Consider the following 9763-nt stretch of genomic DNA (forward strand, 5'->3'; position numbering starts at 1 on the left):
CGTCCCCGTGGTGTCCCGAGTCGTTGCCCGAATCCTCGGTGAGCTTCGATCGAGCCATTCAAATTGGCGCACAACGAGTTTCGAATTGCGGCCGACGGTGCGGCCGCACGCGAGCAGCAGTGAGGGTTCGTGCGGACATCCCGGCGTGTCCAGATAACGGAGAACTCGGCGATCGCGCCATGTATGGAAAGAACGTTGGTCCGGCCCACCGGTGTCACTACAACGCGTCCAGCTAGCCCGCTGACGCGCAGGTCATCACCTCACTCGAAGTGTGGGGCGCGGCCGCCGCCCCACAGTTGTTCGGTCACATCCTGGAAGCAGACGAGAATGACCGGGTCGTCGTGTCGCTCGAGCGTGGACCGACTGATTGCGGCGCGCACGGTGGAGCCGTCTCGGTGTGTCAGTGCGACGATCTTCCCGGCCGACTCGGACAGTTCCGTCACGGTCGATCGAAGCGGAGACACTGTTTGGACCAGGTCTCCGATCGAACACTCACGGAGCGCGTCCTGCGGATACCCCAGCATGTGTTCGAAAGCCCGATTCATGTAGATGACGAGACCGTCCTGAGCCACAGCCAGGACCGGCACGGGCAGCCTGTCCAGTAGCACGAGGACGGGGAGCTGCTCGAGGTAACCCAGCGCGGTCTTCGGGTTCGGGCGTCGTCTCTCCATACTCGAACTATCGAGGGCAGAACTTTCCCGTTACTGGTATCAGATCTCGATTTCTCTTCCGGTGATCGGGTCGCGCCTTCTCAGCGACCCGAATGGGCGCTCTATCAGGATGACGGGCCGTTGGGTCGGCGCCGGGTTCTACCTCAACGATCGACTTCACGCTCTATGTACGTCGCATGAGCGAGCCCGGTCATGCGGTCGCCGGCTCGCGCTGGTATCGCACATTCCTGACAGGCGAACTGATCCGTGCCAGCGAATTCGCGAGTACCTCTGGCGATATTCTCTTGCGGTTTCTGCGCGGAGTGGGTGACCCGGCGATCACTCCCACGCTGCTGCGCGGGTACGCCCAGCGGGCGCGTGATTTTAAGCTCGAGGCGGTCGACGGCGTCGGTCACTGGATTGTCGATCAACCACCCGAGTTGGTGCTTGAACGACTTGGAGCGTTCCTACAGGACATCTGAGGTGTATCTCTGATTCGCCCGCTACGGGCGCTGACCGTGCGAGACAGCAGAGGAATCGCAATCGGGACTGGACGCACCCACGACTCGGGGTGCACGTGATGCACGGTGCATCACTCTGGGCTTGTTGCAGACGATCGTTGTGCGTGATCGGGCGCCGGCGGTGGTGCTCCCGCTTGCGGGTGCACGTTTGTTGCGGTGGGCTCATTGAAGGTCGTTTCGCTTGTGCGGGGCTTGGCGCAGGGCCAAATGGCCATGGCTGAAGCGGCCGCAGCAGCGAACACCACCGTCTTCAGTTTCGACGGGGCACTCGAGGTGGCAGCGAAGTCCCTCGCAGAGCAGAGCCCCAGAACCGCGAAACTGGCAGAAGAGGTTCTCTCGATGCAGAGGGCCGCACAAGCAAAGAAAGCCGTCCAAGCCGCAAAAAGTGTCCAGCAACTCAGCGAGGGCGCCCGAGACGCCAGGGCCTTCGGTCCGGCGAAGAGGGCCAGGGAGGCCCGGCTGCTTACTCGGCCTCAATGGGTCCGCTATCCAACCCGGCCAGAGCGGGCGCCCGCCGATGTCGAACCGCAACTAACCGGCAGCGTCGACGAGGTAGGTGTTGAGAACTCGTGCAATGTCTGCCAAAGCGCCTGGCGTGGTCATACGAATGTGCGTGACATCGATGGGGTAGTACTCGATGGAACCGGATATGTATGGCTGCCAGCAGCGTTCGGTAAACTCTCGGGTCATGTCGTCGGTTGCAGTGGCGGCGAAAAATACCATGTCTCCGTCGTACGCGGGGGGTTGGTAATTGGCGACCAGTCGTGGCGCGTCATTGAAAGATGCGACGATCCGCTTCACGTGTGATGGCTGGAGAAACTCGAATGCTCCAGTCCGCGTGTGGATCAGTTCGGTCGCCTGTTCAGCCGACAAGGGTGCCCCGGAGGCATCGAAGTCTTCGGCGCCGAATCCAATCAGATCGGCCAGCTCGACCAGAATGTCTCCCACAGTGAATTCCCGGGCTGCAGCCGATTCCGCTTCGCGCAGCCGGCTGTCCAGCATCGCGAGCAGTGAGACCTTCTGCCCCAGAAGGCGAAACCGTGTGGCTACGGCGTGGGCGATGACTCCGCCCAATGACCAGCCGAGTAGGTGATATGGACCGTGTGGTTGCACGGCCTGGATTTCTCGGACGTATTGCTCCGCCAACTGTTCGATCGAACGGGGATGCGGGTCGTCTTCGACGAGTTCGGGGGATTGGAGCCCGTAGATTCGCCGTCCCGGTTCGGTGTATGGAGCCAAACCTGCGTAACACCAGGCCAATCCGCTAGCCGGGTGTATGCAAAAGATCGGGTCGGAATCCCCGGCTGATCTGATCGGCAACAGGACGTCGAACGACGAAGGTCCGGTCGGCGCAATAGGTGTCGACCCGTCGGAGGCTGCCCCGACTCTACGGGCGATCGCTTCCACCGTGGAGTCTGTGAAGAGCCACGCAACTTGGATCTCGACGCCGAGAGCCTCTTGCAGCCGCGCACTGACCTGGGTGGCGAGCAGCGAGTTGCCGCCCAGGGTGAAGAAGTCGTCGTCGAGCCCGATGCGGTCGTGGCCGAGGACGTCGGCGAACACCCCGGCAACGAGGCCCTCGACCACCGTGACCGGCGGCCGGTACTGCGGTGTCGGCAGCACCGGGGTGGGGAGTGCCCGTCGGTCGATCTTGCCGTTGGTGGTCAGCGGTAGTGCGTCGAGGATGGTGATGGGGTTGGGCACCATGTAGTCGGGGAGGTGGTCGGCGGCGTAGGCGCGGATCGCGGTGGGGTCGAGGGGGGTGTGGTCGCGGGGGACGATGTAGCCGACGAGTCGGTCGCCGGTGTGGGGATCGTGGTGTATTGCGGCGACGGCGTGGGTGATGTCGGGGTGGGTGGTGAGGGTGGCTTCGATTTCGCCGAGTTCGATGCGGTGGCCGCGGATTTTGACTTGGAGGTCGCGGCGGCCGAGGAATTCGAGGTTGCCGTCGGGGTGCCAGCGCACGAGGTCGCCGGTGCGGTACATGCGTTCGCCGGGTGGGCCGAACCGATTTGCCACGAACCGTTCTGCCGTCAACCCCGGCCGGCCCAGATACCCCCGTGCCAGCTGGATCCCGGCCAGGTGCAGTTCTCCGGTCACGCCGACCGGAACCGGATACAAGCGGTGGTCCAACACGTAGGCGTGGCAGTTGGTCTGGGGTGTGCCGATGGGTACCACCGACTCTTCGGGCTGGGTGCAACGGTGACAGATGACGCTGACGGTCGTTTCGGTGGGCCCGTACTGGTTCCACACCGTCGCCGGACTGAACTCCGCCAACCGCGCCACCGTCTGCCCGGACAGTGATTCACCGCCGAGGTAGACCACCTTCAGCCCACCGAGCGCGTCCGACCACCGGCTCGCCATCAGACTGGTTAGCACCGTCGGCACCGACGCCAGGTGGGTGACCTTCTGCGCCCGGATGAGCTCCGCCAGGTAGTCGGGGTCGCGTTGGCCGTCCGGGCTCGCCAAGACCATGCATCCGCCGATCTGTAGCGGTGCAAAGAGGTCGGGGGTCGACGCGTCGAAGGTCACCGCGTTGCTCTGCAGGAGACGGTCACCGGCACGGTGATCGAACGCCTCGACCACCCACCGCACCTGATTGACGATTGCGCTGTGGGCCACGGTCACCCCCTTCGGGCGGCCGGTCGATCCCGAGGTGAACATCACGTAGGCCGTGTTCTGCGGGCGCAGTGGTGCACGACGGTCCGCGTCGGTCACCGGCATCGCGGACACCCGTGACAGATCGATGGTGTCGATGTGGAGGACTGGTATGTCGTGCGGAGGGTCGTTTCCGTCGTCGTGGGTGGTGGTCAGCATGCAGGTTGGTTGTGCCACTGAGAGTATGAAGAGTGCGCGCTCGGCTGGGTGGTCGGGGTCGATGGGTAGGTATGCTGCGCCGGCGGTGAGGGTCGCGTAGACGCCGATGACGAAGTCGATGGAGCGGCGCATCCGCAGTGCCACGATGGTTTCCGGGCCTACTCCTTGTGCGATCAGGTGTCGGGCGAGACGGTTGACGCGTGCGTTGAACTCGGCATAGGACAGTGTTCGGTTTCCGTCGATGACCGCGATGGCGTCGGGTGTGCGCGCCACCTGCGCACCGAACATCGACACCAGCGTGTCGGTGGTTGGCGCATGATCGGTGTGGTTCCAGTTCCCGAGGATCAGCTGTTTCTCGGTGGGGTCGAGGAGGTCGATGTCGCCGACCGGGCTGTCGGGATCGGCCACCACTGCCTCGAGGAGCCGGGTGAATCTGTCGGCGAAGCCGCGGACGGTGTCCTCGTCGAACAGGTCCTGCGCGTAAGTCAGCGTGGCGGTCAGACCGCGAGCGGCACCATCCCGATCGACGCGTTCACTTACCGTCAGCGTGAGGTCGAACTGCGTGGCGGCGTGGTCGATGTCCTCGATACGGGCGGTCAGCCCCGCCAATTCCAGTTTCGGGTGTTCCTGGTTCTGGAAGGCGAGCATCACCTGGAACAGTGGGTGCCGGGTGGTCGACCGTGCCGGGTTGAGGGCCTGTACCACCCGTTCGAACGGCACGTCGGCGTGCTCGAACGCGGCCAGGTCGATTTCTCGCACCGTCGAGAGCAGGTTGGTGAAGCTGCTGGCACCGTCGACCGGGGTTCGCAGTGCGAGGGTGTTGACGAACATGCCGACCAGATCGTCGAGGGCTGGGTCGCCGCGGCCGGCGACGGGGGTGCCGATGATGACGGCAGTGGAGCCCGATATCCGGGCCAAGGACACCGCGAACGCGGTGTGCAGCATCATGAACACCGTAGCGGCGTGTCGCCGTGCGATCTCAATGACCGCGCGGTGGGTCTCCACGCCGACCGTGAACGCGTGTGTCCGTCCACGGTGCGACACCACGGGCCGGGTCCGGTAACCCGGCAATTCGAGCTGTTCCGGTAGCCCGGCGAGTATCGAACGCCAGTACGTCAGCTGCTGGGTGAGCAACGAGCCCAGGTCGTCGTCGGAGCCGAGTATCTCCCGTTGCCACAGGGTGTAGTCGGCGTACTGGACCGCTAGCGGTGGCCACGATGGCGCGTGTCCGCCTGTGCGAGCCGTGTAGGCGGCCACGAGATCTCGGGCCAGCGGGGCGATCGAGGAGCCGTCGGCGCAGATGTGGTGCAGCACCACGGCGAGCACATGCTCGTTTTTGGCCGTCTCGAACACGGCGGCCCGCAGCGGCACCGATTCTGTGACATCGAACCCGGCCGAGGCCATCGAGGTCAGCCGCGCGGCGAGCTCGTTCTCGGTCACGGCGGCGGTGGCGAATCCGCCGCTGACCTCCGCCGCCGGGACAACCACTTGGTACGGGCCGGCCTCCGATTCGGGGTAGATCGTCCGCAGGGTCTCATGTCGGTCCACGACGTCTGCGATCGCTGCCAGCAGTGCGGCCGTGTCCATGGTCCCCGACAGGCGCACGGCGAACGGGATGTTGTAGACCGGTGAGTGCGGGTCGAATCGGTTGAGGAACCAGATTCGTTGCTGCGCATACGATAGCGGGATTCGTTCGGGTCGGGGCCGCGGCAGCAGGGGTGTGCGTGCGCCGGCCGTCGCCTGGGATTCGAGCCACTTCGACAGTGCCTGCACCGACGACGCCTCGAACAACACCCGCATCGGCACCCGCGCATCCATCGCGACACCCAGCCGCGACACCGCTTGCGTCGCAAGCAGCGAGTTGCCGCCCAGGGTGAAGAAGTCGTCGTCGAGCCCGACCCGGTCGTGGCCGAGGACGTCGGCGAACACCCCGGCAACGACCCCCTCCACCACCGTCATCGGCGCCCGGTACCGCGGCACCGGCAACACCGGTACCGGCAACGCCCGCCGATCCACCTTCCCACTCGCCGTCAACGGCAACCGATCCACCACGGTAATCGGCGAGGGCACCATGTAGTCGGGGAGGCGGTCCGCGACCATCGCGCGGACACGAGCCGGGTCGAGGTGGGCGCCGTCACGGGAGACGACGTAGCCGACGAGCCGGTCCCCGGTGTGCTGATCATTGTGCACCGCGGCGACAGCCTGGGTTACGTCGGGATCCGCCGTCAGAGTTGCTTCGATTTCGCCGAGTTCGATGCGGTGGCCGCGGATTTTGACTTGGAGATCGCGGCGGCCGAGGAATTCGAGGTTGCCGTCGGGGTGCCAGCGCACGAGGTCGCCGGTGCGGTACATGCGTTCGCCGGGTGGGCCGAAGGAGTTGGCGACGAACCGCTCGGCGGTCAGTCCGGGCGGGCCGTGATAACCCCGTGCCAGTTGCACCCCCGCCACATACAACTCGCCCACCACCCCCACCGGTACCGGATGCAAGCGGTGGTCCAACACGTAGGCGTGGCAGTTGGTCTGGGGTGTGCCGATGGGTACCACCGACTCTTCGGGCTGGGTGCAACGGTGACAGATGACGCTGACGGTGGTTTCGGTGGGCCCGTACTGGTTCCATACCGTTGCAGGACCGGACTGGGTCAGTCGCGTCACCGTGCGCCCGGACAGTGTTTCACCGCCGAGGTAGATCACCCGCACGCCGCGGAGAACGTCGGGTGATCGGCTGGCCATCAGGGCGGTCAGTACCGTCGGTACCGAGGACATGTGGGTAATCGCATGGCTGCGAATGAGTTCGGCGAGGTAGTCGGGGTCGCGTTGGCCGTCGGGCCCTGCCAACACCACGCAGGCACCGACCTGCAGCGGAGCGAAGAGATCGGGGGTCGACGCGTCGAAGGTCACCGCGTTGCTCTGCAAAAGACGGTCACCGAAGCCGTAATCTAACGCAACCCACTGCACCTCGTTGGCGATCGCGCTGTGGGCCACGGTTACCCCCTTCGGGCGGCCGGTCGATCCCGAGGTGAACATCACGTAGGCCGTGTTCTGCGGGCGCAGTGGTGCACGACGGTCCGCGTCGGTCACCGGCGCCGCGGATACCCGTGACAGATCGATGGTGTCGATGTGGAGGACCGGTACCGGGTCGGACAGATCGATTTGGTCGTCGTGGGTGGTGGTCAGCATGCAGGTTGGTTGTGCCACTGAGAGTATGAAGTGTGCGCGCTCGGCTGGGTGGTCGGGGTCGATGGGTAGGTATGCCCCACCGGCGGTGAGGGTCGCATAGACGCCGATGACGAAGTCGATGGAGCGGCGCATCCGCAGTGCCACGATGGTTTCCGGGCCCACACCCTGGGTGATCAGGTGTCGGGCGAGACGGTTGACGCGTGCGTTGAACTCGGCATAGGACAGTGTTCGGTTTCCGTCGATGACCGCGATGGCGTCGGGTGTGCGGGCGGCCTGCGCACCGAACATCGACACCAGCGTGTCGGTGGTTGGCGCATGATCGGTGTGGTTCCAGTCCCCGAGGATCAGCTGTTTCTCGGTGGGGTCGAGCAGGTCGATGTCGCCGACCGGGCTGTCGGGATCGGCCACCCCGGCCTCGAGGAGCCGGGTGAACCGATCAGCGAACCCTCGCACCGTGTCCTCGTCGAACAGGTCGGCTGTGCAGGTCAATGCTGCGTTCAGCCCCGTGGGGGCGCCCTTGTCGCCAAAACGTTCGCTGATGGTGAGGGTCAGGTCGAACTGGGTGGCGGCGTGGTCGATGTCTTCGATACGGGCGGTCAGCCCCTCCAATTCGAGCTCCGCGTGTTCCTGGTTCTGGAAGGCGAGCATCACCTGGAACAGTGGGTGCCGGGTGGTCGACCGTGCCGGGTTGAGGGCCTGTACCACCCGTTCGAACGGCACGTCGGCGTGCTCGAACGCGGCCAGGTCGGTTTCTCGCACCGTCGAGAGCAGGTTGGTGAAGCTGCTGGCGGCGTCGACCGGGGTTCGCAGCACCAGTGTGTTGACGAACATGCCGACCAGATCGTCGAGGGCTGGGTCGCCGCGGCCGGCGACGGGGGTGCCGATCGCGATATCGCCGGTGCCCGACATCCGGGCCAGGAACACCGCGAACGCGGTGTGCGCCACCATGAACACGGTCGCGGTGTGCTGTCGTGCTAGTGCGGCTGCCGCGCGGTGGGTGCGTGCGGCGATGGTGAACGTGTGTGTTCGTCCACGGTGGGTGACGGCGGGCGGAGTTCGGTTCACGGGCAGCTCGAGCTGTTCGGGTAGACCATCCAATGTCGAACGCCAGTAGGTCAGTTGCTGTGCGAGCGACGAATCGGGGTCGTCCTCGGACCCGAGTAGTTCGCGTTGCCATAGCGTGTAGTCGGCGTACTGGACCGCTAGCGGTGACCACGATGGCGCGTGTCCGCCTGTGCGAGCCGTGTAGGCGGCCACGAGATCTCGGGCCAGCGGGGCGATCGAGGAGCCGTCGGCGCCGATGTGGTGCAGCACCACGGCGAGCACATGCTCATCGTCGGCTGTCTCGAACAAGGCGGCGCGCAGCGGCACCGATGCTGTGACGTCGAACCCGGCCGAGGCCATCGAGGTCAGTCGCGCGGCGAGCTCGTTCTCGGTCACGGCGGCGGTGGCGAATCCGCTGCTGACCTCCGCCGCCGGGACAACCACTTGGTGCGGGCCGGTGTCGGATTCGGGGTAGATCGTCCGCAGGGTCTCGTGCCGGTCCACGACGTCTGCGATCGCTGCCAGCAGTGCGGCCGTGTCCATGGTCCCCGACAGGCGCACGGCGAACGGGATGTTGTAGACCGGTGAGTGGGGGTCGAACCGGTTGAGGTACCAGATTCGTTGCTGCGCATACGATAGCGGGATTCGTTCGGGTCGGGGCCGCGCGAGCAGGGGTGTGCGTGCGCCGGCCGTCGCCCGGGATTCGAGCCACTTCGACAGTGCCTGCACCGACGACGCCTCGAACAACACTCGCATCGGCACCCGCGAATCCATCGCGACACCCAGCCGCGACACCGCCTGCGTCGCGAGCAGCGAGTTGCCGCCCAGGGTGAAGAAGTCGTCGTCGAGCCCGATGCGGTCGTGGCCGAGGACGTCGGCGAACACCCCGGCAACGAGGCCCTCGACCACCGTGACCGGCGGCCGGTACCGCGGTGTCGGCAGCACCGGGGTGGGGAGTGCCCGTCGGTCGATCTTGCCGTTGGTGGTCAGCGGTAGTGCGTCGAGGATGGTGATGGGGTTGGGCACCATGTAGTCGGGGAGGTGGTCGGCGGCGTAGGCGCGGATCGCGGTGGGGTCGAGGGGGGTGTGGTCGCGGGAGACGATGTAGCCGACGAGTCGGTCCCCGGTGTGCTGATCATTGTGCACCGCCACCGCGGCGTGGGTGATGTCGGGGTGGGTGGTGAGGGTGGCTTCGATTTCGCCGAGTTCGATGCGGTGGCCGCGGATTTTGACTTGGAGGTCGCGGCGGCCGAGGAATTCGAGGTTGCCGTCGGGGTGCCAGCGGACGAGGTCGCCGGTGCGGTACATGCGTTGGCCGGGTGGGCCGTAGGGGTTGGCGACGAATCGTTCGGCGGTCAGTCCGGGCCGGTCCTGGTATCCGCGTGCCAGTTGGATCCCGGCCAGGTGCAGTTCTGCGGTCACGCCGGTGGGGACGGGCCGGAGTCGGTCGTCGAGGACGTAGGCGTGGGTGCCGCGGATCGGGCCGCCGATGGTGACCGGGCCGCCGGGTGGCAGTGGTCCGCTGCAGTTGCTCATCACGGTCGTCTCGGTGGG

General features: G+C 65.8%; 3 protein-coding genes. 1 reads left to right on the forward strand and 2 read right to left on the reverse strand.

Features of this window, described 5'->3' with window-relative positions; genetic code table 11:
• Window positions 1-260 precede the first annotated feature (260 nt).
• Window positions 261-671: a PAS domain-containing protein gene (locus ACFWAY_RS43805; RefSeq protein ID WP_378514897.1), complete on the reverse strand. Its 411-nt coding sequence runs from the start codon at window positions 669-671 to the stop codon at window positions 261-263.
• 176 nt (window positions 672-847) lie between these two features.
• Between ACFWAY_RS43805 and ACFWAY_RS43810 the strand changes: the two genes are divergently transcribed.
• Window positions 848-1132, forward strand: coding sequence for an alpha/beta fold hydrolase (locus ACFWAY_RS43810; protein WP_378514898.1), 285 nt, complete (start codon window positions 848-850; stop codon window positions 1130-1132).
• A 570-nt stretch (window positions 1133-1702) separates the two neighbouring features.
• Here ACFWAY_RS43810 and ACFWAY_RS43815 read toward each other — a convergent pair.
• The coding region (locus ACFWAY_RS43815; protein WP_378514899.1) for an amino acid adenylation domain-containing protein at window positions 1703-9763 on the reverse strand (8061 nt) is incomplete at its 5' end.

The organism is Rhodococcus sp. NPDC059968 (assembly GCF_042738615.1).
Classification (GTDB): domain Bacteria; phylum Actinomycetota; class Actinomycetes; order Mycobacteriales; family Mycobacteriaceae; genus Rhodococcus_F.

Coding starts and splice junctions, on each gene's coding strand:
- ACFWAY_RS43805 (WP_378514897.1), bottom strand. CDS start 671: ATGGAGAGACGACGCCCGAACCCGAAGACCGCGCTGGGTTACCTCGAG.
- ACFWAY_RS43810 (WP_378514898.1), top strand. CDS start 848: ATGAGCGAGCCCGGTCATGCGGTCGCCGGCTCGCGCTGGTATCGCACA.